The sequence below is a fragment of the Thalassotalea agariperforans genome (assembly GCF_053470345.1).
This window is the reverse complement of the sequence record NZ_JBQMWH010000007.1, coordinates 116496-142504: the sequence shown is the minus strand read 5'-3', so window position 1 is coordinate 142504 and position 26009 is coordinate 116496. Positions and strand designations below refer to the sequence as shown.

Genomic DNA, 26009 nt, shown 5'->3' with positions numbered 1-26009 from the left:
GTTTAGCGTTAAATGCAAAGTTTTTATTTTGATTTATAGTTAAATGTATTGACCAATTGATGCTGTTTTATATTTTATTTTAGTTATATAGCAGTTTTTATTGATGACATTATAAAAAATATAAGGGAAACGTGAGATATGAGTAATAAACTATTAGCTATTTCAGCACTAGTACTTGCCATAAGTGCTTGTGATGATCACGAGTATAAAGGTGCTACCGGCGATTCCGCAGGGCTAGTGACAATTAGTGGTGAGCCAGGCGCAGAGTTAGAAATTGGTGCCACATTATCTGCTTCAGTATCTGATGCAAATGGTCTTACGGGTTCTACCATCGTTTACTATTGGGTGTCTGATAATGTTGATATTCCAGGTGCTACTGGTTCTAGCTATACACTAACAGCCAATGAACTTGGTTCAGATATTACAGTGAGAGCTGCCTATACAGATGATGATGGCTATTTTTCACATGTTAGATCAGAAGCAACAGGTCCTGTTTTAAGCGATATGGATACACTAGGTGAAGTTACTGTCGCTGGTACTGCTACCGTAGGTGAAACACTGTCGGCTTTTATTTCTGATAGTGACGGCTACCTTACTTCTTCACCTGTTTATAGTTGGTCAGGTACAGGTACTGCAACTGATAATAAATACGTTGTTGGTGCTGGCGACATTGGTAATACAGTGTCAGTATCAATTACATACACGGATGACCGTGGTTTTTCCGCTACCATCACAGGTGATTCTGATGTTGTTAGTTCAGGTGGTTATGTTGACCCGAATGCGATAACTGATGATTTTGAAGGCTATGCTGATGGCGTGCAAATTGATGCAGCTAATGCGCTTTATACAGCAACGAATGTTGATGGTACTAGTACTATTGCTGTTATCAGTGATGATGAAGCGAAAGATACCTATTCATTGTATTTAGAAGATAATAGTGATTCAACTAAACCGGTAGTAAGTCGTGCATTTACTGATGGTGCTGCGGCTAGCGGTTCAGTTTCTTTCTCTGTTTTTATTCCGTCTGCGGGTTATGTAAAATCAACTTACTTCTACTTAGGTACATCAGAAGGTGGTTCTTCAAGTTCTCGTTATACTGAGATTGTTTTTGGCTCTAAAGTTAAATTTAGAAACGAAAGTGGTAGCCAAAAGGATCTTGTTTCATATGATAAAGATACTTGGGTAGATGTTATTGTTTCTTGGGATGCGTCTAATGCTATTACGGTGAATATTGATGGTACCGATTACACAACTTATGACGATGGTGGTACAGCGGTTCCATTAATCGCTGAAAATGATACTGGCGCACCAACGTTAGCTGCGCTTTATGTTGGTGATAACAGTTCTACCGGTACTTATAGCTACTTTGATGATTTAGACTCAGATTTGTTTGATGTGCCATTACCTGAAACCATTACCGATGATTTTGAAGGTTATGCTGATGGTGTACAAGTTGATGCGGCGAATACTGCGTATACAGCAACCAATGTTGATGGTACTAGTACTATTGCAAAAATCAGCAATGCTGAAGCTAAAGACAGTTTTTCACTATATTTAGAAGATAACAGTGATTCAACTAAACCAGTAGTAAGCCGTGCATTTACTGATGGCGCTGCAGCTAGCGGTTCAGTTTCTTTCTCAGTGTTTATTCCAACTTCTGGTTATGTTAAATCAACTTACTTCTTCTTAGGTAGTTCTGAAGGTGGTTCATCAAGTGCTCGTTATACTGAAGTGGTTTTTGGCTCTAAAGTTAAATTCAGAGATGAAAATGGCAGTCAAAAAGATCTTGCTGATTACGCTAAAGATACTTGGATTGATGTAACGGTTTCTTGGGATGCTAGTCATGCGATCACTGTGAATATTGATGGTACTGATTACACAACTTATGACGATGGCGGTACAGCCGTGCCATTAGTCGCTGAAAATGATACTGGTGCGCCAACCTTAGCTGCACTTTATGTTGGTGATAACAGCTCTACTGGTACTTATAGCTACTTTGATAATTTAGATTCTGATTTATTCGATGTTGCAGCAGCACCAACGATGACCGATGACTTTGAAGGTTATGCTGATGGTGTACAAGTTGATACGGCGAATACTGCTTATACAGCAACGAATGTAGACGGTACTGGCACAATTGCAGAAATCAGCAATGCTGAAGCTATCGATAGTTTTTCTCTGTATTTAGAAGATAATAGTGATGCAACTAAGCCAGTAGTAAGCCGTGAGTTTACTGCAGGTGCTGCTGATAGCGGCTCAGTTTCATTCTCAGTGTTTATTCCAACATCAGGCTATGTTAAATCAACCTACTTCTTCTTAGGTACATCAGAAGGTGGTTCATCAAGTGCTCGTTATACTGAAGTGGTTTTTGGTTCAACTATTAAATTTCGAGATGAAAATGGTAGCCAAAAAACTCTTGTTTCTTACGATAAAGATACTTGGGTTGATGTAACTGTGTCTTGGGATGCTAGTCATGCGATCACTGTGAATATTGATGGTACTGATTACACAACGTATGACGATGGTGGTACAGCCGTGCCATTAGTCGCTGAAAATGATACAGGTGCACCAACATTAGTAGCACTTTATGTTGGCGATAACAGTTCTACTGGTACTTATAGTTACTTTGATAATTTAGATTCAACTTTATTCTAAGTAATGCGGTAATAAAGCCGCGGGTTTAAAGCCTAAAAGTAGTATGTATACAAGCCAGTTAGATTTTCTAACTGGCTTTTTTAATGGGAATTTATCGTAACTTTACTTAGTAATGCTATTGTTGATAAGGAAACTTATTGGCTTGTTAGAAAATAATTTTAAATTGTATGAATTTTAATTAATTTTAAAATGGTTAGCCATACTGGATAAATCAGACCATTTTTTATGTTTATTGGTAAAGATGTTTTTTATATTGTTCGTTTTTTAGATTGTGTATAAAAACGTTAAATAGTAAAAACTCGTAAAAATCACTGATTATGCCAAGAGTTGAAAAATAATTGGTAAATAAAAAATACACAACGGAACTGGCTATTTTATTTAAGGTTATTGGTATTACATTGTAGGTGTTTATTGGTTGACATACTGTAAGGGCTTAGCTATTTTTATAAATGAAACTAACTTAGTGTTCCAGCATTAATTGCGAAAAATTGAGTTGTGGAAAAGATTTAACCTTAACTTGTATTAGTTAACATATTGTATTTATTTTTTGGAGAATTCTATGACAATGAAAGGCAAGGTTGCAATCGTTGCTGGTGGCGGTAGAGATATCGGTAGAGCGTGTGCGATTGAATTAGCAAGTAAAGGCGTGAATGTTGTATTGACCTACCATTCGAGTGCAGAAACGGCACAAAGTGCTGTTAAAGAAATAGAAGCATTAGGTGCTAAAGCGATTGCTATTCAAGCTGATTTAACGTCAGCGGCTGATGTTAAAAAAACCCTAGATTCGACACTTGAAGCCTTTGGTAAAGTTGATATTTTGGTACATGTGTCTGGTGGCTTATTAGCACGGGTAACTATTGATGAAATGTCAGTAGAACATTGGGATAACGTGATGGACGTTAATCTTAAATCCTTATTCATGATGTGCAACGCTGTTATCCCTCATTTGTCTGAAGGTAGCGCTATTGTTACTTTTTCATCACAAGCTGCACGTGACGGTGGTGGCCCTGGCTCTGTTGCTTATGCGGCATCTAAGGGGGCGGTTACCAGTTTCACCCGTGGTTTAGCTAAAGAATTAGGACCTAAAGGTATTCGAGTTAATGCCTTGTGTCCAGGGATGATCAGCACCGGTTTCCACGACACCTTTACTAAAGATGCCGTACGCAGCGCAGTAGCCGGTATGACAGCACTTAAACGGGAAGGTACTGCTCAAGAGGTTGCAAAGTTAGTTGGCTTTTTAGCAAGTGATGATGCCTCTTACATGACAGGTACAAACGTTGATATTAATGCCGGTTTAGTTTTTTCATAAATAGAAACTAAGGTTCAAACTATAAAGCCGTTTTAATACGGCTTTTTGTTACCTGCTATTTGATGAATTTTCCAAGATGGAAAGGACAATAACTGAAATGGAATTACTGCAGTAAGATGAGCAGGTGTTGGTCAGCAAACGAAAAATTTATATCTTGGCTGTTGCCTTATCATAAATTTACCGCATAAAAAAAGCTACCTAAGGTAGCTTTTCACAATTGTTATTTACAGCCTAAATTAGTGCGCTGATTTAACAATATGATTGAGCGAGTATAAATCGCGAGTTTCACTGGTTTTACGTTTTATCTCTTCTAATGCTTTGGCTTCGCTGGCATCAAATAAAGCATTAATTAAGCGATTAAAGTGGTAATGCATTGCGCCTCTAGCTGCGACCGAATCGCGATTTTTAAGGGCATTGTAAATATCTCTATGTTCTTTACAACGATCACTGTCACTTTGACAACAAACCCCTTGGTAAGCTTCTTTAATACCACTGTCTGTTTGTCTTAATTCCCAGAGGCGATGAATGGCTGCTTGTACAGCTTTGTTGCGGGTAGCTTGGGCAATGATAATATGAAAGGTTTTGTCCGCTTCATCAGCATTAATACCATTTTCCATGGCAATTAAAGTATCATCTAAGGCTGATAGTTCTTCTGTTGTAATTGCTGACGCAGCTAAAGCCGCTGCCTCACCTTCAATTAAAGCGCGAGCTTGTGTTAATTCAAAAGCACTAATGTTAGAAAGGTCATCGTTTGAATTTTTATGCTCTAATACATAAACACCAGAGCTAGTTTTTACTTCAACTCGTCCTCTAACTTCCAAAGCAATTATTGCTTCACGAATAGTTGGTCTGCTTACTTCAAATGTTTCAGCTAAAACACGCTCCGCTGGTAAGCGGCTGCCAGGAGGATAAGTGCCTGAATCAATAGATAATTCTATTTTTTCCACTATGTGCCAAAATAAACGACGGCTTTTCATAACTGTATTCCTAATCGTATTGGTAAGTCCAATAGCTTGAATTCTTATAATAATGGTCTAAAACTTATTATATAAGTTTCTTTATACGCCATTTTTGTAAGCATTCTATAGTAGAGGGCTTCAAATTGTCAAACTGGTAAATTTAAGTTACCAATAAAAAACAATTAAGTAAACCAATTGGTAATACTTTTTTGTTGTCATTGGTAATGATTGTCTTGACAGTATGGTATGGCGGTAGTACATTTAATTGTCTGTACTAAAAACATATAACGACAAGAGAGATTATGACCATGTTAAATCAAGCAAAGCTTAACAAAATAAGTACTGCTCTTCGAAATAAGAATGCTATTGGTAAAAGTGCACTTGCAGCAACTGCATTATTATCATTATTAGGTTCACCTGCATTTGCAGCAGAAGAGAATAACAATAATGCAGCGGAAGAAGTTGAAGTTATTGAAGTAAAAGGAATGCGAGGCACTATGTCGCGTTCACTTAATATCAAGAAAAATACTGCCGCGATCACCGATGGTATTTCAGCAGCCGATTTTGGTGAATTACCTGGTTTGTCTGTTTCTGATGTTATTGAAAATATTACTTCAGTATCTGGTCACCGCGGTAAAGGTAGTAGTTCTGAAACGTCTATTCGTGGTATGGGACCATTTCTTGGTTATGCTACATTTAATGGTCGTACCGTAACCAGTGCGGGTTACTCTCGTGCCGTTAACTTTAAAAAATTCCCATCAGAATTAGTTAATGATGTACTTGTTTATAAGTCACAACAAGCTGATATCACAGAAGGTGGTGTTGCCGGTACTATTAACATCGATTCATTAAGAGCTTTAGATTATGGTGAAGAAGTAACTTCAATTGAGTTAGGTGCGATTTATAACTCTCATTCAGCACATCTTGATGATAACAATGGATTAGGTAATAAAGTTACTGCTTCTCTTGTTAGACAATTTGAAACCGAGAATTTAGGCGATATTGGCTTTACTTTCGGTTATCAGCGTACTGATTCGGCTAACCCTGAAGAGAGTATGTTAACCAGTTCAACTATGTATGCTTGTGCTACTCATTTAGCCGATGGTACACCAGTAAATGACGTCGATGATTGTGAAGATAATTATCCTGGTACAAACTTAGGAATTACAGGCGATAATCTTGGTGATTACCAAGAGGGTAAAGTATTTTTAACGCCTTCTAGCTGGACTTACCGCAACATGGAAGAAGAAGATTTCCGTGAAGCGGTTGTAACTACCTTGCAATGGCAACCAAATGATGAGTGGGATATCAATTTAGATGTTGAATATTCTGATAATCATTATTCTGAAAATCGTCATGATTTTATTGTTACCTCTGCTCGTCGTAACTTACAAAATCATGTAATAGACGAGAATATGAACTTACTTTACCGTGAAGGTATTGCGAAGTTCGAAACTCAAGGTTATTACCGAACAGAAGATGAAAGCTACAACGGTTTTGGTTTAGAAGTTAAGCATTATATTACTGATGATTTAGTGATCACTGGTGACTTATCATACTCAAAATCGCACCGTGACCGCACAAGTTTTAAATCACGTATTAACAGTGGCGTATACGGTAACTACAGTTTAGATACCCGTGAACACCGTTTAGCGGAATTAAAATTCTTAGATGCGGATTTTAATGCAGTTGGTGATGCCGGTTATGACGCGACAACTGCATTCGAACCGACTAATCCTGAATCTTGGGTAGGTGGTGAAGGTAAATACGAACGTGAAGTAGAAGAACGTATTAACCGAGTAAATGCAGCAAAAGTTGATATTGAATATGCTGTAGATGGTGACTTTTTCACTAGCTTAAAAGCAGGTGTTCGTTATTCTGAAGCCTCACTGTGGTCAGATTTAGATGATGATGTTGGTATTGACCCAGCAACAGGTGAAGAATTACCTGAATATAAGACTAAAGATGCAACCGAAGTTGGTTTATTAATTGAAAACTGCTTTGTTGAGTGGAACAACCCTGAATGGTTATCAAGCGAAAGTGGCGCTGGTTTACAAGGCGGTCAATTTGCCCAATTTGACGCTAAATGTGGTTATGGTTCACTTTCACAAGCTAATGAAGACCGAAGCTTCGTCGATTTAGGGCCAAGAAAAGATCGTCGCTCTACTGGTGATGTCAACGTAGAAGAAGATACCTTAGCAATTTATGGTATGGCTAACTTTGAAAGTCAACTTTTTGGTTTACCGGTGTCGGGTAACTTTGGTGTCCGTATCATACGTACTGATGTTGAGTCATTAGGTTATTTAAATGAGTATAAGATTAACTCTACAGTTGATCCTACGGATTCTGATCTGATTACTTATGAATTAGATATCGTTCAAGACGCCGAAGGTAATAATGTTTTAACAACTAATATCCAAAAGCATGATGTTACTACTGTTTTACCAAGTGCTAACATTACCTTCCATTACAGTGAAGAGTTTTTAATTAGAACAGCGGCTTATCGTGCGATGTCACGTCCACAATTATTGGATATGAGCGCTGGTCGAGTTATTAAACAAAGCGATACCAGTGAAGAAATTACGGATCCAAATGAGCTGATTTCTGAAGTGAGTGGCGGTAACCCATATTTAGAACCATTGATGTCAAATAACTTCGATGTTTCATTTGAATGGTACCCATCACTTGATACAGCGGTTTCTTTAGCGTTTTATGGTAAGCAATTTGAAGCTAATTTCAAAAGTATTGTTGAGCAAGAAGACTTAGTGATTGATGGTCAATCAATCTCAGTTGATTTGGTGACAAACACTTATACTGATGACCCGGCTTATTTACGTGGCTTTGAATTAGCCGCTCAGCATCACTTTACCGATTTACCGGCACCGTTTGACGGTTTAGGTATGAAAGCTTCATATAACTATGCAAATTCTTCATTTAAAAATGAAGATGGTCGATTTGGTAATATGTACGATGCAAATGGCGACTTAGAAATACCGGCATTTGAAAATGTTGCTGCAGCTAACTTATTCGGTTTTTCTAAAAATGTATTTTCAGGCTCAATCTACTGGGAAGGTGATGACGTATCATTCCGTGTTTTATATAAAACACGTTCTAAGTACTATCAACCTAACTCAGGTGCAGCAGCCAACCGCTATGTTGAACCGTTTGAGTATTTAGATTTTAATGCTAAATATAAATTTAGCAAAAATACATCGATTTCATTTAAAGCGTTAAACGTATTGGATGAAGCGCAATATATGACGCGTTCTATCGATAAAACACCTACGCTTATTTCAAGCACAGGTCCTAAGTACTTTTTAAGTTTAAAACATAAATTTTAATTAATTGTTAAGGTTTTAAATTTATAAGAAAAGCATGGAGCTCAATAAACTCTTGTCTTATTGAGCTCCATTTATTTTTTTCTATCAAAAGTCGAGCGAATGTTTATGTTAAATTGTGTAAAAAAATCCGCTGTTTTTTCATGTTTTGTTATTTTTACAGCTAGCTTTTTAAGCATTTCTACTACTGCTAAAACATGGCAGGTGTCTACACAGAAAGAATTTAAAAAAGCTGAACAATCTGTTGTTGCTGGCGATACTATCGTTTTAGCTAATGGGGTTTGGCAAGATTTTGAAATTTTATTTACCGCTCAAGGTACAGCAGAGCAACCAATAACACTTACTGCAGAAACAAAAGGTAAGGTTATTATTTCAGGTCAATCAGATTTACGTTTAGCTGGAGAGCATTTAATTGTCTCGGGCTTAGTTTTTAAAGACGGCTATTCGCCGCGCGGTGAGGTGATTTCATTTCGCCAAAATTCAAGTAATTTTGCTTATCATTCAAGAGTCACTGAGGTGGTAATTGACCACTTTAATAATCCTAATAAATTTGAACAAGATAAATGGGTTGTGATGTATGGTAAACATAACCGTTTTGATCACAGTCATTTAGTGGGTAAAAGTAATGCCGGTGTTACTATGGCTGTTCGCTTAAACTCAAAAGAGAGCATTGAAAACCATCATCGCATTGATCATAACTATTTTGGCCCGCGTCCAGTGTTAGGCTCAAATGGTGGTGAAACTTTACGTATTGGTACTAGTCACCATTCTTTAAATGACTCTTTTACTATTATTGAAAATAATTATTTTGACCGTTGTAACGGTGAAGTAGAGATCATTTCAAATAAATCAGGAAGTAATGCCATTCGAAATAATACCTTTTTTGAATCAAGAGGTACTTTAACGTTACGACATGGCAATGGTAATGTTGTCGAGAATAACGTGTTTTTTGGTAATGGTGTTGATCATACCGGTGGTATTCGAGTCATTAATGCTGATCAAGTCATTCGTAACAATTATATGGAAGGTTTAACTGGTTATCGTTTTGGCAGTGGTTTTACTGTTATGAATGGGGTGCCTAATTCAAGTATTAACCGTTACCACCAAGTTAAAAATGCGTTAATTGAAAACAATACTTTAGTTAATGTCGATAATATTCAATTAGCAGCAGGTAGTGATACTGAACGCTCTGCTACGCCAATTGATAGCCGTTTTTATAATAACTTGGTAAGCCATGAAAAAGGTCGTGACCCTTTCACTGTTTTTGATGATATTAGCGGTATTAAGTTCAAGGGAAATATTTACAATAACATTGCTAATGCTCAATTAAATAAAGGGTTTGAAAGCTTAACTGTTACTATGAAACGTCACAGCAATGGCTTGTTATACCCGGTAGATAAAAAGTTACAAAATAAAGGGGTGAGCAAGGATCTTGTTGTTACTCAAAAAGCTGATGTTGGTGTTAGCTGGTACGCCAAAGCAGAGCCGAGTATTGCTTTTGCTTCAGGTAAAATAATCTCTGTATCGCCAGCTGAAGGGGCTATTTTTGAAGCTATTGCTTTAGCTGAAAATGGCGATGTGATTGAGCTTACCGAAGGTGAATATACGTTAAATAAAATTATTAAAGTTAACAAAGTGATCACGGTTAAAGCGGCTAAACAAGCAAAAGTAACCTTAAATGTGACGCGTTCAACCACTTTTGAAATTTTAGATAACGGTAGTTTACAGCTTGATGGCTTAAATATTGATGCCAGTAAAGCGGCTGACTCTGCCGGTAATGTTTTTGTACGTACGTCGCGCTTACCTATGTTAACAACTTTTCGTTTAGAGTTGTTAAATAGCCAGATCAGTAACTTTAATATTAACCATTCTTTTCATTTCTTTGATGCCGGATCTCGTAGCTTAGCGTTTGAAATTTTATTAAAAAACAGCAGCTTTAAAAATATGACCGGAGACGTTTTACGTTTAAACAAAGAAACCGACGATTTAGGTATATACAACGCAGAGTACGTTACTATTGTTAATTCTGAGTTTAATAATATTGAAGGTGCGTTAATCAAATTATACCGTGGTGGTACTGATGAAAGCACTTTCGGCCCGCATTTATTATTAGCTAACAATCAGCTTAATAACGTAGGACTAGGTCGCCGAAATAAAGAACAAGCTGTGGCTTATATTCATGGTGTGCAAGTAACAACCGTGATGGGTAATACTTTCAAAAATACCGCACCTTTATTAATTAATCATACGGTTGGTGAGCCAATCACTAAAGTGGTTGATAACCAATTTATTGATACAAAAGAATTTAAGATTGAAGAATTAAATTTTCCTGGGCCACATACCGCAGAAGTAAAAAATAATACTTTTAAAGTGACAACCAAATAAAAACGTCCTAAAACGTTTGTTTTTTAGCCTTTTATTAAAGTAAAGGTTGTAAAATAGTTAATTGAAACATAATGTTATATATAGTTGTTAAGGTAATGACATTGTTAAATAGATCACTACCTTAATACTATGTTGCGCTAAGTTTTTAGTATAAGAATGAATATTTTATTAGCAAAAATATTATAACAATAAAGTATTCGCATGATTCACACGTAATAAAAAGAGTAAATATTATGAAAGTTAAAGGCTTACGTTGGTGGGTGATTGCTTTAATCGCTTTAGCTACCGTTATAAATTATATTGATCGTTCGGCGCTTAGCGTACTTTGGCCCGATATTGTTGAAGAACTGTTTCCTGATGAAACAGCGTTAGAACGTAAACAAATATATGCAAATATCTCCATTGTTTTCATATTATCTTATGCGTTTGGTCAAGCGATATTTGGCAAAATTTTTGACTGGGTAGGTACACGTTTAGGCTTTGTACTATCAATTGGTGTTTGGTCGCTTGCAACAGCGGCACATGCCTTTGCACAAGGTGTATTAAGTTTCAGTATTTTCCGTGCCATTTTAGGTGTGGCCGAGGCTGGTAACTGGCCAGGTGCGGCGAAAAGTAATGCTGATTGGTTCCCAACAAAAGAACGTGCTTTAGCGCAAGGTATCTTTAATTCGGGTGCAGCTATCGGTGGTATTGTTGCAATTCCTTTAATCGCTTATTTAACCGTGTTTTTTAGCTGGCAAATGGTATTTATTGTGATTGGTTTAGTTGGTTTATTATGGTTGATCCCTTGGATTATTCTAGTGAAAGCGCCACCTAAAAAGCACCCATGGATCACAGAAGAAGAACGTGAATACATTTTAACTGGTCAAAGAAGCAGTGACGTTACCGAAGAGAAAGCTGAAGAAGATGAGTATAACCCTTCAACAGGTGAGTTACTTTCTCGTAAACAAAGCTGGGGTGTTATTATTGCTTCAGCGGCAATTGACCCAATTTGGTGGTTATTCGTATTTTGGATCCCTATCTACCTTAATGAAGTGTATGCAATGGATGTTAAGTCTATTGGTATCTATGGTTGGGTTCCTTATGTTGGTGCTATGTTAGGTGCATGGTTTGGTGGTTTACTTGCACAGAATCGAATCCATGCAGGCTGGAATACCGATAAAACACGTAAGTTAACCATTACCTTAGGTTGTATGATCATGTTACCTGCTTTACTTGCTATGGCTAATCCTGGTGGCCCAACAACAGCGGTAATTATTATGGCGATTATTCTGTTTGGTTTCCAAACGGCAATTGGTAATGTTCAAACGTTACCAAGTGATCTGTACGGCAAAAAAGCGGTAGGAACACTGTCTGGCTTTTCTGGAATGGCGGCAAAACTAGGGGCATTAGGTTTAACTGCGTTAGTACCTATGCTGACAGCGGATGGTAACTATACACCAGCCTTTGTTATTGGTGCTTCTTTAGCGGTTATTGCGATGTTATCGGTTTGGATATTAATTCCTAAAATTGAGCCATTAAAAAGCGAAAAGTAAACTAGTACCAATTTCATTAAATTATTGCTCACTTGTGCGGGTTAAAATATTCCATGGCTGCGTTGCTTTCAATCCCAATAGCCCGCTATTGCTCAATCAAGCGCCTTGCCATGATTTATTTTTCCTACGCACAACAGGATCACAAACTTAATGGAATTGGTATAATTTAGTTTACGCTATAGGTGAGTTCTTCATTGAACTCACCTTAATTTTTATCTTACCCCGCCTCTATTTAAATAGCATTAAGCTAAATACTATTTTAGTTATGTTATTAAGTGAAAAATTAAGTGAAAATATATTTATATATTTTTGAAAGTTATATTGGTTGCTTTCATGTAGGTTTTCATAAATTTTAATATCAATTCATATAAAATCATTTCCTTTAAATTTGCCTATTAAATTTTCATATTGTTTATTTTTTCATCTTTATTTTTGTTTTTTTACTATTTATTCTTTATAAATAAACGTTTTATGCCTATTTTTTTACAGGTAGGTGTAAAAAATCATCTATTCAAAAAACATTTATATATATTTAAATGTTATTAAAAAAATAATTACTATTACTATCAAATGAAATAAGATAGGTATCAGTTCGTTAAGATGCTAAAAAAAATTGTCGAAATAACATTTTTTTATGAAAGTTGGTCAGTATGAGTTACATGATATTGTTTTACTACCGCAATATAATAAAACCCCTCTGCATTGATAAATCACATAAAGCATTAAAATCAACTAGTTAAGCTGATGATAGTGATTACAACACTAGATCATAAGAATAAGAAAGCGAATAAGGTTAATTAACCTAGTTGTCATATTCTTGTTGTATCTAACGTGTTTAATAACGCTGTTCTAAGTTGGAGCTATATTGACTAGGCAATCAATTGAAGATGTTTGCTGGTTAACTAATTAATTTAAAAAATTTATTGTTTGGGAGTTATAAATGACAGAATCAATAAAATCTATTAAGCCAGGTATTGTAACAGGCGATGATGTGCAAACTTTATTTAGTTATGCGCGTAAAAATAACTTTGCTTATCCTGCGGTTAATATTATTGGTACTTCTTCAGCAAACGCAACATTGGAAGCGGCAGCTAAAGTAAATTCTCCAGTTATTATACAAGTTTCAAATGGCGGAGCCGCATTCTTTCTTGGTAAAGGTGTTAACTTAGACGGTATTGATGCTTCAATTCATGGTGCTGTAGCTGCAGCACATTATTTACATAATGTTGCTGAGTTTTATGGTGTTCCGGTGATCATTAATACTGATCACGCCGCTAAAAAGTTATTACCTTGGATTGATGGCATGTTAGCGGCGGGTGAAAAGTTTTTCGCTGCAACAGGTAAGCCTTTATTTAGCTCTCATATGATTGATCTTTCTGAAGAGTCACTAGAAGAAAACATTGAAATATGTGGTGAATACCTCAAAAGAATGAGCAAAATGGGCATGACCCTTGAAATTGAATTAGGTTGTACTGGTGGTGAAGAAGACGGTGTTGATAATACCCACCTTGATAACTCATCGCTTTATACTCAGCCTGAAGATGTTGCTTATGCTTATGAGCAGTTAATTAAAATTAGTGATAAATTTACAATCGCAGCTTCGTTTGGTAATGTTCATGGCGTATACAAACCCGGTAACGTTGAATTAACACCATTGATTTTGAAAAAATCTCAAGCCTATGTTTCAGAGAAATTTAATTTACCAGCTCAGCCATTAAACTTCGTTTTTCATGGCGGCTCAGGCTCTGACGTGAACGATATTAAAGAAGCGATTAGTTACGGTGCTATTAAAATGAATATAGACACTGATACCCAATGGGCGACTTGGCAGGGTGTTAGAGATTATCATCTTAGCAAAAGCTCATATTTAGCTAATCAAATTGGTAACCCTGAAGGTTATGATGTTCCGAACAAAAAATATTATGATCCGCGTGTTTGGTTACGTGAAGGCGAAAAATCAATGACTCGACGTTTAGAAACTACCTTTTTAGATCTTAATTGTATCAACCGTTATAGTTGATCAAGGAAACCGCATGCAACGATTAATACCAGTCCTTAAAAATGACAATACTCCAATCGAATTAATTATGTTAATTCGTACTATTTTAGCAGGCTGTAAAGAAATTTCATTTCGTGTCAGTCAAGGTGAATTAGCGGGCGTATTAGGCTCAACCTTAGATGAAAATATTCAAGGTGAAACTCAGAAAAAACTCGATATTATTTCTAATCAATTATTAAAAGATATTTTATTAGAAGATGAGTCAGTTAAAGCGATTGCGTCGGAAGAAGAAGACTATATTGTTGCAGGCAATGAGCAAGGACAATACATTGTTGCTTTTGACCCGCTAGACGGTTCATCAAATGTTGATATCAATGGTCAAATAGGCACTATTTTTACCGTTTATCGTGGTCTTGATGATATACCAGCTAATGACGAACGACAGTTTGCACAGCCGGGTAAAAACCAAGTATGTGCGGGTTATGTATTATATGGTCCTTCTACTTTGTTAGTGATGACAACAGGCGGCCCAACACGAGGCTATACCTTAGATTTAACTCATGGTGGCTTTTTATTAACGCATCCAGAATTAAACGTTGTACCTGAATGTGCCGAATTTGCGATTAATATGTCTAATCAGCCGTTTTGGTATCAAGAAAGTAAACAGTATATTGATGATTTGATTTTAGGGCCTAATGGTCCAATGGCCAAACAATATAACATGCGCTGGAATGCTGCTATGGTTGGTGATGTTCATCGTATTTTGTCGCGTGGTGGTATTTTCTTATATCCGAGCGACTCACGAGAAAGCACAAAAAATGGTAAATTACGTTTACTATATGAAGCCAACCCAATGGCGATGCTAACGGAAAAAGCGGGCGGTAAGGCTTATGCTGATAAAACGCGTATTTTAGATATTGAGCCATCAAGCCTACACCAACGTGTGCCGGTTGCTTTAGGCTCAGCAAAAGAAGTAGATACTTATTTAAGCTATTTATAAATACTTCTCTGAATTATTACTTTTTATTAAAGGTTTAACTTAGGTTAAACCTTTTTTTATCTCTGTCTATCTATGGTAATCTTCATAGATTATTTTCTTTGTTATTTATCTACTGTTGTTTTCATGAAATTTAGTCCATTAGTTCAAGAACTCATTGAGTCTTTTCGTTGTTTACCGGGTGTTGGTGCCAAATCTGCCCAGCGTATGGCGTTTCATTTATTAGAACGAAATCGTCATGGTGGTGATAAGTTATCTGCTAGTTTAGCCAAAGCCATGGCGGAAGTTGGTCATTGCCAAGATTGCCGAAACTTTACCGAGCAAGAGCGTTGTGAAATTTGTTTAAGTGCTAAAAGACAAATGGCTGGACAATTATGTGTGGTAGAAACTCCTGCCGATGTTTTAGCTATAGAGCAAACAGGGGAGTTTACCGGTCGTTATTTTGTTTTAATGGGGCACTTATCACCAATTGATGGTATTGGCCCTGATGACTTAGGTTTAGACGTTTTAGAAAAACAGTTAAAAAAAGGTGAAATTACGGAAGTGATTTTAGCGACTAACCCAACGGTTGAAGGGGAAGCAACGGCACACTTTATTGCTGAGTTAACCGATAAATACCAAGTGGAAATCTCACGTATTGCACATGGTGTTCCTATGGGGGGGGAATTAGAGTTTGTTGATGGTAATACCTTATCTCACGCTTTATCAGGCAGAAAAAGTTATCAAATTTAAGCCGCGATATAAAGATTAATAAAAAACCGGTTTCAGCCGGTTTTTTTATGCTTCTGTTTTATGATTCTGATATAGCTTTATGCTGGTATCGTTTAAACAAATTAAAATAAATTAAAAAAGATTACCGGCGTAATAAACTTGTCATAAAAATATGCTAGGTGAATTTGGTTAGGTTTTGTTAGTATGAATGGGTCGTTGTTAGGGGGATCAAATATGAAAAAATCAATTATTGTAGCCATTAGCGCTTTAACTTTTAGTCAAGTTGCTTTAGCTGAGCGAGCTGAAATTTTTAATTGTCTTGAAAAGTCGACAATGTCAGCTAATGAAAGCTGCATGGTAAAAACCATTGAGAAAGAAACTCAGAAGAACCATTTCTTTCAAGAGTTAGCACTTAAAAAAGTGGTGAATGAAAAAGCAGCGTTTGCTACCGTTAGCCATTATCCAAAGCAAAATTTAATTGTTGTTAAATCGTTAGAAGAACGCAGCAAAGTTTTATTAGCTGCTAATTAATATATCACTACATCATTTTAATAAAACCACAAAATAGTCTTTTGTGGTTTTTTATTTCTCTAAAAAACTTTGTTAACGGGTTAAAGGCTTTATAATAGGGCTATTATTTTTAACAAAATTTGAAGTACAACAATGAACCCAATACTGCAATTATTAAAAGACGCCAATATTAGTGATGAAAAAACCAAAGAAATTTTTCAAGCATTAACTGAAAACCCTTTAATGGCGATGACTACGATCAGTCAGCTAGGTATTGAACCTGCCAAATTACAGGCCGTGATGATGCAGGTAATGACTCAACCTAATTTAATTAAAGAAGCAGTTGAAGAGCTAGGTTTAGACTTTTCAGCAGTAGAAAAAGCAAAAGAACAATTTAAGCAAGACGTTTAACTTTGTTAATTCATTGATTATGCCTAAGGCTTATTTTGGGTCTTATACCAATTGCATTAAGTTTGTGTTCTTGTTGTGCGTAGGAAAAATAAATCATGGCAAGGCGCTTGATTGAGCAATAGCGGGCTATTGGGATTGAAAGCAACGCAGCGATGGAATATTTTAACCCGCACAAGTGGGCAATAATTTAATGAAATTGGTATTAGGCTTTGATGAATTTTAATATGTCAGATATGCCAGATATGCCAGATATGTTAGTGTCATTGAGTTAATGTTTTTATCTAAACCATTTGAGCTGACGCCATTTTTTCGCGGTAAACGGTGCAAACCGCAAAGCTAAGTCTTTTAAGAAAGGGCGTTTAATCACCGCTTTTAAATGACTAAAATTATCAAACCCTACTTTACCGCTATATTGCCCAAAACCACTTGCACCAACTCCACCAAAGGGTAAGTCGGCAACCGCACTAAACATCATGACATCATTAATAGCGATACTACCTGCGCTAATTTCTGTGAGCCATTGTTGTTCTTGTTTTTTATTACGGGTAAATAAATAGGCGGCGAGAGGTTTATCATTTTCAACAATTAAATTAATGGCATGCTGAAAATCATCAACGACAATGATGGGTAAAATGGGACCAAAAATTTCTTCTTGCATTAAAGCTGAGTTTGTCTCGGGATTAACCACTATGGTTGGCGAAATATAGCAATTTTGAATATCCACATCACCACCAAAAGCGATATTAGCCATGGTGAGATAATTAGCCAATCGTTTAGCGTGGCGCTGATTAATGATCCGGCCATAACTATCACTGCGTTTTGGCTCTTCGCCAAACATGGCAACAATTTCAGTTTTTAGTGCAGTTAATAAAGGCGCTAGTAGTGATTTTGTCACCATGACATGATCGGGAGCGATGCAGGTTTGCCCTGCATTAAGCCATTTACCCCAAGCTAATCGTTGTGCGGCTATTGCTATATCTGCAGAATCATCAATAAATACAGGGCTTTTACCGCCAAGTTCTAAGGTCATCGGTGTTAAATGCTTAGCTGCGGCCGCCATAATTATTTTAGCGACTTGGCCATTGCCGGTATACATAATATGGTCAAATTTAGCGTTTAATAATTCGGTTGTTTGCTCAACACCTCCTTGAACAAGACTAACTGCTTTAGGGTCTACGTATTGTGGTAATAATGTTTCAAGCAGTTGAGCGGTTGCTGGTGCTAATTCAGACGGTTTTAAAATAGCACAGTTACCTGCGGCGATAACGGCAACTAAAGGGGATAAGATTAATTGTAAAGGGTAATTCCATGCACCAATGATTAGTACCGTACCTAAGGGCTCAGGTTGAATAAAAGAACGTGCTGGCCAAGTCACGAGCGGCGAGTTAACTCGTCTAAGAGCCGCCCATTTTTTTAAATGCTTTAAGGTATGGTCAACTTCGCTGGTAATATAACTTAGCTCAGTCATCCAGCTTTCTTGATAGGGTTTAGCTAAATCATCAGCTAGTGCCTTTAGTAAAGCTTGCTCATTTTCAATGACTAAACGTTTGATCTTGTGAAGTTGTGTTGTACGCCAGTTAATATCTTTGGTTATTTGGCTATTAAAATATTCTTTCTGATCATTAATAAGCTGAGTAAAAGGCATACGCTAAATAGAATAAAGAAGTCATACCAGCTAGCTTATCATTATTAGTGAGTTAAATTAAGTTGTTAAGATTTACTATCTAACCTAAGACTAAGTAAGCCAAGGCTAAGTAGCGAATGCACAGAGTGCTTAGGCTACTTTTTAGTTAATAATAATCCTAATGTACGATAGATGATCGCTTGCAATTTTTGCTGATAGTCAGCAATCGCTTGTTTATTAATTGTTTGCTCAAAAGGGTTATTAATGACCAGTGCTAACGCCTGATACTCTTGTTGCTTGTGTAGATTGAATAAAATTTCTGCATCTAATTCTGCCGAAGTACGATTGAAATATTGGCAGAACTTAATGTAGGGGGCTAATAATATTTGTTGATGTTGTTCGGCAAGCTCAAATAAATCATGACTAATGTGAGTTTGGGTAAACAATACTTGTTCGACGGCTAAAACATGCGGGGTTAGCATTAGGTTATTAATAATTTGCTCAACAAACACGGCACTAATATCTTCTGCTAATGTTTTTTTAACCGCTAATTTTTTCAGCTCTGATGGTGGATGGCTTTCAATTAACTTAAATATGCTTAACCACATTTCATCATGACAAGGTAATAGTTTTTCAGTATTTAATACAATAGCTTGATAAATAAGCTCTTCTATATCTTTAAAATAATAGGTGGTTAGTGATAATTGAATATTGGCTGCTTTTGCAATTGCTCGGTGAGTGGTGCCTTTTATGCCATGACTGGCGATAACTTGGATCGCTGACTCAAGAATATGAAGTCTTGTTCTTTCACCTTTAGAGCGACGTTTTATACTGCTATTTGCTTTATCTGCGATCATTTTATAAGAATTATTATTTTACGTTTACATGTAAATTAACAATTTATTAACATTTAATCAATGCTTTGTTAAATAATAATAATGTTATCAACCTGTTATTTAACGTCTATTTTAATTGCTATGTGCTTGCTTCTATTAACATTAATTATATTTTAAGTGATAGCAAAGCAGAATGAAGGTTGTTTGGTTATTTCAAATGAGTGAAATTCTAATGCAACTAGCGCACAAATAGTCATTACCTTGTGGGCTGAGGCTAAAATCGCTTTACTGGGTGTTAAAAAGTATTGGTTTGGGTGACTAAACGAGATAATTTCAGCCTTGATTAAAACGATTGTATCTCTCAGCTGAATTATTAAACAAAGATTATTAAACAAAGATAAATAAACCCTAAATAAAAGGCCTTAGCTCATTATAAGCTAAGGCCTTAAATTCCATCGTTAGTAAATTATTTGTTAAACTAACTATCGTTTTTAGCGATCATGCTGCCGTATTTTGATCTGTTGCTTTGTTTTTTTCATTCACTTTTGGCTTTTTGCTTAATAGTGATTTGTCTGCAGCTAAAGCATCGGGTGCGAAATCGTCAACATCAATAACCGCTTTTCTGCCTTTTTCTGCTTTGATCAATAAATCAGCTTCTGCTTGGGTTATAGCGTTTAGCTCTAGCCCTTGTTGCGCAACTTTATCTAGATAGAAAAAGGGCAATTTTTGGCCGGTTGCTTGACAAACTTTTTGATAAATAGGCTCGCAAGCCAAAATATCATCAAGGGTTTGTTCCATCATACCAACAGCATTGCCAGGTTCTCGGGTTAAATATTGACCTTCACCTAAACGGTTACGAGTCGCACTTGGTGTTTGTAATATTCGTGCAACCTTGTGATCTGTTAAATCACTTGGACGTTTTAAATGACAGCCTAGTGGGAAGATAATGGCTCTTAATGTACAAGCAACCAGTTTATTTGGAAAATTATTAATTAGTTCATCCATTGCTTGTTGCGCTTTGAATAAACAATCTTCCACCGCCCATTGCATTAATGGTAAATCTTCTTGTTGGCGGCCTTCATCATTAAAACGTTTTAGGGTGGCTGAAGCTAAATATAAATAACTTAAAATGTCACCTAAACGCGCTGAAATACGCTCTTTTCGTTTTAATTCTCCTCCTAGGGATAACATAGCAATATCAGATAACATAGCTAAGTTAGCACTAAAACGAGTCATTAATTGATAATAACGTTTACTTTCATCGGCAAAAGGAGTTGACAATAAACGGCTACCAGTAAAAGAAAACCAAACACTTCGGCAAATATTACTAATTGAAAAACCAATATGGCCAAACAGGGCATGATCAAAGTCATTTAACGCTTGTTGTTCATTCGGGTTACGGGCTGACTCTAATTCAGCTAACACATAAGGATGACAACGAATTGCACCTTGGCCGTAGATGATCATACTGCGGGTTAGTATATTGGCACCTTCTACGGTGATTGCTACAGGGGCACCTTGGTAACCACGTGCAAGGTAATTGTTTGGCCCCATACAAATGCCTTTGCCGCCATGTATATCCATGGCATCAATCACCGAGGAACGCATTTTTTCGGTTAAATGATATTTAGAAATTGCAGAAATAACCGATGGTTTTTCACCAAGATCAATGGCACCGGTTGACATGGTAGTTACGGCATCCATTAAATAGGCGTTACCACCTAATCTTGCTAGTGCTTCTTCAACCCCCTCCATTTTACCTATTGGTAATTTGAATTGGCGACGAATACGGCTATAAGCACCCGTTGCTATTGCTGCTGTTTTGATGCCTCCGGTACTGTTTGAAGGTAAGGTTATGGCACGGCCAACCGATAAACATTCAACCAACATACGCCAGCCTTGTCCGGCCATTTCTGGACCACCAATAATAAAATCAAGCGGTACAAAAATATCTTTACCTTGAGTTGGACCATTTTGAAATGGCACATTTAAAGGAAAATGACGACGGCCAGTGATCACCCCAGGTAAGTCTGTTGGGATCAGGGCACAAGTAATACCTAAATCTTCGGTATCTCCAAGTAAATGGTCAGGATCTTGTAGCTTAAATGCTAAACCAAGTACGGTCGCAACAGGGGCTAAGGTAATATAACGCTTATCCCAAGTTAAACGCATTCCTAAAACTTCTTCGCCGTTAAAAGTATCACGACAAACAATACCAAAATCAGGAATTGAACCAGCGTCAGAGCCAGCTTCAGGGCTAGTTAATGCAAAACAAGGAATTTCATCACCTTTTACTAATCGAGGTAAGTAATAATCTTGCTGCTCTTTTGTACCATAGTGTTGTAATAACTCGCCAGGCCCTAAAGAGTTTGGCACACCAACAGTACTAGCTAATACAGTGCTAACGCCGGTTAATTTTTGTAAAACACGTGACTGAGCATAAGCTGAGAATTCTAAGCCGCCATATTGTTTTTTAATGATCATGGCAAAAAACTTATTGTCTTTAAGGTACTGCCATACCTCAGGCGACATATCAGCACGCTCATGAGTGGTATCCCAATCATCAAATAAACGACAAACTTCCTCAACCGGCCCGTCTAAAAAGTCTTGTTCTTCTTTAGAAAGTGTTGGTACAGGATAATCATGAAGTTTTTTCCAATCGGGGGCACCGCGAAATAAATCAGATTCAAACCAAGTTGTGCCGGCATCAATGGCTTCTTTTTCGGTTTGCGACATTTCCGGCATGATTTGTTGGTAAGCTTTTAATAATGGCTTAGTTAAATATTTTTGACGAATGCTTTTAATATTTAACGGTAAGGCGAACACGGCAAAAATTAGCCAAGTTGGCCAAAAAATGATTTGATAAATACTGCCTAATACCATTAACAAGGTTAATAGCGAAGTATAAGTTGCTAATGAAGCGCGAGTGTAAGCCATATAGCCACTCAATATCATTACGCTAAGTATCCAAATTGAAAATTCCATAACATCTCCGTAAACCCATAAGAGGTCGTACCACTTGTTTTTAGATTATCCCTTAATTGATAAAACATCAAACAGTTTTTATTAATTATCTTGAACTCGGTTTAATGGGATTTATAATTCTTTGATTTAAAATAAATAATTAAAATATTGGCACGTTAATTTTGTTTAAATTGCTTACGTTATATTTAATGCTTAAATGGTATTATTGATAAATAACTTAAATCGAATTCAGCTTAATTATAGTGTGTAATTTGAGTTATGATGTATTTATAACGAGTTGTGAGAATAGATAAATGTGTGAATTATTAGCCATGAGTGCCAATGTGCCTACCGATATTTGCTTTAGTTTTAGTGGTTTAATGCAAAGAGGTGGTAATACTGGGCCACATAAAGATGGCTGGGGCATTACTTTTTATGAGGGCAAAGGCTGCCGAAGCTTTAAAGATCCTTTGCCGAGCGCAGAATCGAAAATTGCTCAGTTAGTAACAGAATATCCGATCAAAAGTGAATCTGTAATTTGCCATATTAGGCAAGCTAATTCTGGTGGTGTCTGTTTGGAAAATACTCATCCATTTACTCGTAATATGTGGGGCCGTAATTGGACGTATGCACATAATGGCCAACTGAGTAATTTTAAAGAACTGGCAATACAAGCTCATATTCCGGTGGGGGCAACCGATAGCGAACATGCTTTTTGTTATATTCTTGATAAGTTGCATTATCAATTTGGTGCGCAAGAGCCCGATGTTAAGACCTTGTTTGAGTTTATTGCAGCACAGTGCCATGAGATCAATAAACGTGGTGTTTTTAATGTGATTTTAACCAATGGCGATTATTTATTTGCTTATTGTTCAAATAACTTACATTGGCTGACACGACGAGCTCCGTTTGGTGAAGCAAAACTAATTGATGCTGAGCTGACGGTTGATTTTCACCAAGAAACCTCGGCTAGCGATGTGGTGACAATTATTGCGACGCAACCACTAACTGATAATGAAAACTGGCATAAAATGCAACCAAGTCAATGGCAGCTATTTTATTTAGGTAAAGGCATACTTTCAGGTGAAAATGAGCACAAGGCTGAAGTTAACGAAAATTTAAATAGCCCTAAAAGCGGGTTAAAGAAGCAAATTTAGCTTTTGCTTCTTTAGGTGCAGGCATTACTTTTTGGCGGTGATAGGCGACAATGAATATTTATCTAACTGCGCTTCAAATTGATTAACATCACCTTTTATTTGATTTAAACGCACTAATAAATAATTTAGTTCAGGCGCAAACCATGCATAGGTTATTCTTTGTTTTTCAACAACTTCACGTTTTAAACGAATAGTTTTAATACTGCCATAAGGCAACATTAGTTCTTCTTCAGCATCAAATTCGTAGACATAATTTTTTGTTCTACCTGAACTTTGAATAACCTCAAATACAAAATGTTTTTGCTTCGGGTTTTCAATTAAGTCTAAGCGTTGCTGTAAATGGTAACTTAATTTATCTTGTATTTGAGTAGAGAAATCGAGTTCAATTTGATGATCATCTTCATCTTCTTCCATGATAAAGGCTTGATTTTTTTCTGGAATAAATTTCCATTCACTGCGTTTGTCTTTGCCAGTACCACTTCTTTCAAACAGATAATGATTTGGGATCACATGGTTGTTGTTAAAGCTTAAAACGGAAGATTCTTTGCGGTTATCTGAAAATATTAACCATTCAATTTCAGTATTATAGCTATAGTGAATTTTACCATCGGCTAAATAACTTAATTCGCGAACAGCAGTACCAACGGGGCTGCCTTTATGAATGATATTATATTCGGCCGTGAATGGCGCTATAGGAAATTTTTGAGGTTTTAAATCAGTAGTGGCAACATCAGCTGCTTGGTTTGAGAAAGACAGTGCTAAAACTGATAACATACAACACTTGGCTAATTTGAACATCAATAAAACCTCAAATAATTCTAGTCGTTTGCGTACCCTGATGTTGGTAATTGGCAACCATCTAATATCGCAAAACCATCTTGCATTGATAACCGTTTTTGACAAAACCACTTTACCACTAAAGGATAAATGCGGTGTTCTTGCTCATGAACTCGGCTGGCAAGGTCGTCAGCGTTATCACCAGGAAAAATTGGTATTTTTGCCTGTAATATCACTGGGCCGCCATCAAGTTCTTCGGTAACAAAATGAACACTAACACCATGTTCTTCATCACCGGCATCAAGTGCACGTTGATGTGTATGTAACCCTTGATATTTAGGCAGCAAGGAAGGGTGAATATTAATTAATCGCCCTTGATAATGCTGAACAAATTCGGCGGTTAAAATACGCATAAAACCTGCTAATACAACAACATCAGGTTGATACACATCAATAGCTTTGACTAGTGCTTGGTCATAAAGTTCACGTGATTCGAAATTTTTATGCTCAAGTGCTTGCTGGGCAATATTTGCTTGTTTGGCGCGTTCTAATCCATAGGCGTCGGCTTTATTCGAAATAACGCCAACAATTTCACCGGGATAATCACTTTGTTTACAGGCATCAATTAATGCCTGTAAATTACTGCCACTACCCGAAATTAAAACTACAATTCGGTTGGTCATATCAAGCCTTAAGCAATAACAACTTGTTCAGCATCAGCAGGTAAATCAGCAATCGCACCAATATGCCAAGCATTTTCACCAAACTCCGCTAAAATATCTAAGCTTTTTTCAACGCTGTCGGCAGGAACAACAATGATCATACCAACACCACAGTTAAAGGTACGGTACATTTCATGTGTAGTTATATTGCCTTTTTCTTGTAACCAGTTGAAAATTTCAGGCCATTGCCAGCTTGAATCATCAATTACTGCTTGAGCTGACTCAGGTAATACGCGTGGAATATTTTCCCAGAAGCCACCACCGGTAATGTGAGATAACGCATGTACGTCAACTTCACTTAATAAAGCTAATACTGATTTTACATAGATATTGGTTGGCGCTAATAAATGCTCAGCTAGCGATTTGCCATCAAGTAATTCATTAGTATCCGTGTTATTAACTTCTAATACTTTACGAATTAATGAATAACCGTTTGAATGTGGGCCTGAAGAAGCTAAGGCAATTAACTGATCACCCGCTTGCACTTTCGAGCCGTCTAATAAACGAGACTTTTCAGCAACACCAACACAGAAACCTGCGATGTCATAATCACCTTTGTGATACATACCTGGCATTTCAGCGGTTTCACCACCAACTAAAGCACAGCCAGCAAGTACACAACCGTCAGCAATACCTGATACCACGTCAGAAGCAACTTTAACATCAAGCTTAGCGGTTGCGTAATAATCTAAAAAGAATAAAGGTTCAGCGCCTTGTACGATCAAATCGTTAACACACATAGCCACTAAGTCGATACCAACTGTGTCGTGTTTTTCTAAATCAATTGCTAAACGAAGTTTAGTACCAACACCGTCAGTACCAGCAACAAGTACCGGCTCTTTATAATTAGTAGGAAGTTGACATACAGAGCCAAAGCCACCTAAACCACCCATCACTTCAGGACGAGTAGTGCGTTTAACTGCACCTTTAATATTTTCAACTAGTGCATTACCAGCATCAATGTCTACACCAGCGTCTTTATAGCTTAGCGACTGTTTATCACTCACAAGAAACCTCTATTCATTAAACCAATTAAGATAATTGGCGGGTATTCTACCAGCGCAAGCGCAAGGTTAAAATCTTTAAACGCAATTAATTTATTATATGAGTAAAATAACAA

At 36.8% G+C, this 26009-nt stretch carries 18 protein-coding genes; 11 read left to right on the top strand and 7 right to left on the bottom strand.

Going from position 1 to position 26009, the window contains the following annotated elements; translation table 11 throughout:
- The first annotated feature begins 138 nt into the window (after positions 1–138).
- Together ACSLUO_RS11215 and ACSLUO_RS11210 are read left to right on the top strand one after the other, a co-directional pair.
- Positions 139–2655, top strand: a complete 2517-nt coding sequence (locus tag ACSLUO_RS11215; protein WP_448248619.1) for a hypothetical protein — start codon at positions 139–141, stop codon at positions 2653–2655.
- 559 nt (positions 2656–3214) lie between these two features.
- The gene (locus ACSLUO_RS11210) at positions 3215–3964 is read left to right on the top strand and encodes an SDR family NAD(P)-dependent oxidoreductase (protein WP_448248618.1); all 750 of its coding nucleotides are present in this window, start codon (positions 3215–3217) and stop codon (positions 3962–3964) included.
- Between the two features lie 236 nt (positions 3965–4200).
- On the opposite strand, the gene ACSLUO_RS11205 is transcribed toward ACSLUO_RS11210, so the two are convergent.
- Complete coding sequence (locus ACSLUO_RS11205; protein ID WP_448248617.1) at positions 4201–4941, bottom strand: FadR/GntR family transcriptional regulator; 741 nt, start codon at positions 4939–4941, stop codon at positions 4201–4203.
- 284 nt (positions 4942–5225) lie between these two features.
- Here ACSLUO_RS11205 and ACSLUO_RS11200 point away from each other — a divergent pair, with 284 nt between their 5' ends.
- From ACSLUO_RS11200 to ACSLUO_RS11165, 8 genes are all read left to right on the top strand, one after another.
- Positions 5226–8264: a TonB-dependent receptor gene (locus tag ACSLUO_RS11200; protein ID WP_448248616.1), complete on the top strand. Its 3039-nt coding sequence runs from the start codon at positions 5226–5228 to the stop codon at positions 8262–8264.
- 99 nt (positions 8265–8363) lie between these two features.
- Positions 8364–10646: a polysaccharide lyase 6 family protein gene (locus tag ACSLUO_RS11195; protein WP_448248615.1), complete on the top strand. Its 2283-nt coding sequence runs from the start codon at positions 8364–8366 to the stop codon at positions 10644–10646.
- A 233-nt stretch (positions 10647–10879) separates the two neighbouring features.
- A complete protein-coding gene (locus ACSLUO_RS11190; RefSeq protein WP_448248614.1) occupies positions 10880–12181 on the top strand; it encodes an MFS transporter in 1302 nt (433 codons plus the stop codon).
- A gap of 940 nt (positions 12182–13121) precedes the next feature.
- Positions 13122–14201 (top strand): class II fructose-bisphosphate aldolase, encoded by a 1080-nt coding sequence (gene fbaA, locus ACSLUO_RS11185; protein WP_448248613.1) that lies wholly within the window; start codon positions 13122–13124, stop codon positions 14199–14201.
- Positions 14202–14214: 13 nt separating this feature from the next.
- A complete protein-coding gene (locus ACSLUO_RS11180; RefSeq protein WP_448248612.1) occupies positions 14215–15180 on the top strand; it encodes a class 1 fructose-bisphosphatase in 966 nt (321 codons plus the stop codon).
- Between the two features lie 123 nt (positions 15181–15303).
- A complete protein-coding gene (gene recR, locus ACSLUO_RS11175) occupies positions 15304–15909 on the top strand; it encodes a recombination mediator RecR (RefSeq protein WP_448248611.1) in 606 nt (201 codons plus the stop codon).
- A gap of 213 nt (positions 15910–16122) precedes the next feature.
- Entirely contained in the window at positions 16123–16419 is a 297-nt protein-coding gene (locus tag ACSLUO_RS11170) for a hypothetical protein (RefSeq protein ID WP_448248610.1), read from the top strand.
- Between the two features lie 132 nt (positions 16420–16551).
- Positions 16552–16809 carry a DUF2999 family protein gene (locus ACSLUO_RS11165; protein ID WP_448248609.1) on the top strand — a complete coding sequence of 86 codons (258 nt, stop codon included), beginning with the start codon at positions 16552–16554 and terminating at the stop codon, positions 16807–16809.
- A gap of 277 nt (positions 16810–17086) precedes the next feature.
- Here ACSLUO_RS11165 and ACSLUO_RS11160 read toward each other — a convergent pair whose 3' ends face one another.
- From ACSLUO_RS11160 to fadE, 3 genes are all read right to left on the bottom strand, one after another.
- Positions 17087–18454 (bottom strand): aldehyde dehydrogenase family protein, encoded by a 1368-nt coding sequence (locus tag ACSLUO_RS11160; protein ID WP_448248608.1) that lies wholly within the window; start codon positions 18452–18454, stop codon positions 17087–17089.
- Between the two features lie 134 nt (positions 18455–18588).
- Positions 18589–19290, bottom strand: coding sequence for a TetR/AcrR family transcriptional regulator (locus ACSLUO_RS11155; protein WP_448248607.1), 702 nt, complete (start codon positions 19288–19290; stop codon positions 18589–18591).
- 477 nt (positions 19291–19767) lie between these two features.
- Positions 19768–22254, bottom strand: a complete 2487-nt coding sequence (gene fadE, locus ACSLUO_RS11150) for an acyl-CoA dehydrogenase FadE (RefSeq protein ID WP_448248606.1) — start codon at positions 22252–22254, stop codon at positions 19768–19770.
- A 293-nt stretch (positions 22255–22547) separates the two neighbouring features.
- On the opposite strand from fadE, the gene ACSLUO_RS11145 reads away from it, so the two are divergent.
- Complete coding sequence (locus tag ACSLUO_RS11145) at positions 22548–23390, top strand: class II glutamine amidotransferase (RefSeq protein WP_448248605.1); 843 nt, start codon at positions 22548–22550, stop codon at positions 23388–23390.
- Positions 23391–23414: 24 nt separating this feature from the next.
- On the opposite strand, the gene ACSLUO_RS11140 is transcribed toward ACSLUO_RS11145, so the two are convergent.
- The 3 genes from ACSLUO_RS11140 to purM are packed head-to-tail and all read right to left on the bottom strand — an operon-like array spanning position 23415 to position 25896.
- Positions 23415–24188 carry a DUF3108 domain-containing protein gene (locus ACSLUO_RS11140; protein WP_448248604.1) on the bottom strand — a complete coding sequence of 258 codons (774 nt, stop codon included), beginning with the start codon at positions 24186–24188 and terminating at the stop codon, positions 23415–23417.
- A 20-nt stretch (positions 24189–24208) separates the two neighbouring features.
- Positions 24209–24850: a phosphoribosylglycinamide formyltransferase gene (purN, locus tag ACSLUO_RS11135; RefSeq protein ID WP_448248603.1), complete on the bottom strand. Its 642-nt coding sequence runs from the start codon at positions 24848–24850 to the stop codon at positions 24209–24211.
- An 8-nt stretch (positions 24851–24858) separates the two neighbouring features.
- Positions 24859–25896 (bottom strand): phosphoribosylformylglycinamidine cyclo-ligase, encoded by a 1038-nt coding sequence (gene purM, locus ACSLUO_RS11130; protein WP_448248602.1) that lies wholly within the window; start codon positions 25894–25896, stop codon positions 24859–24861.
- Positions 25897–26009 lie beyond the last annotated feature (113 nt).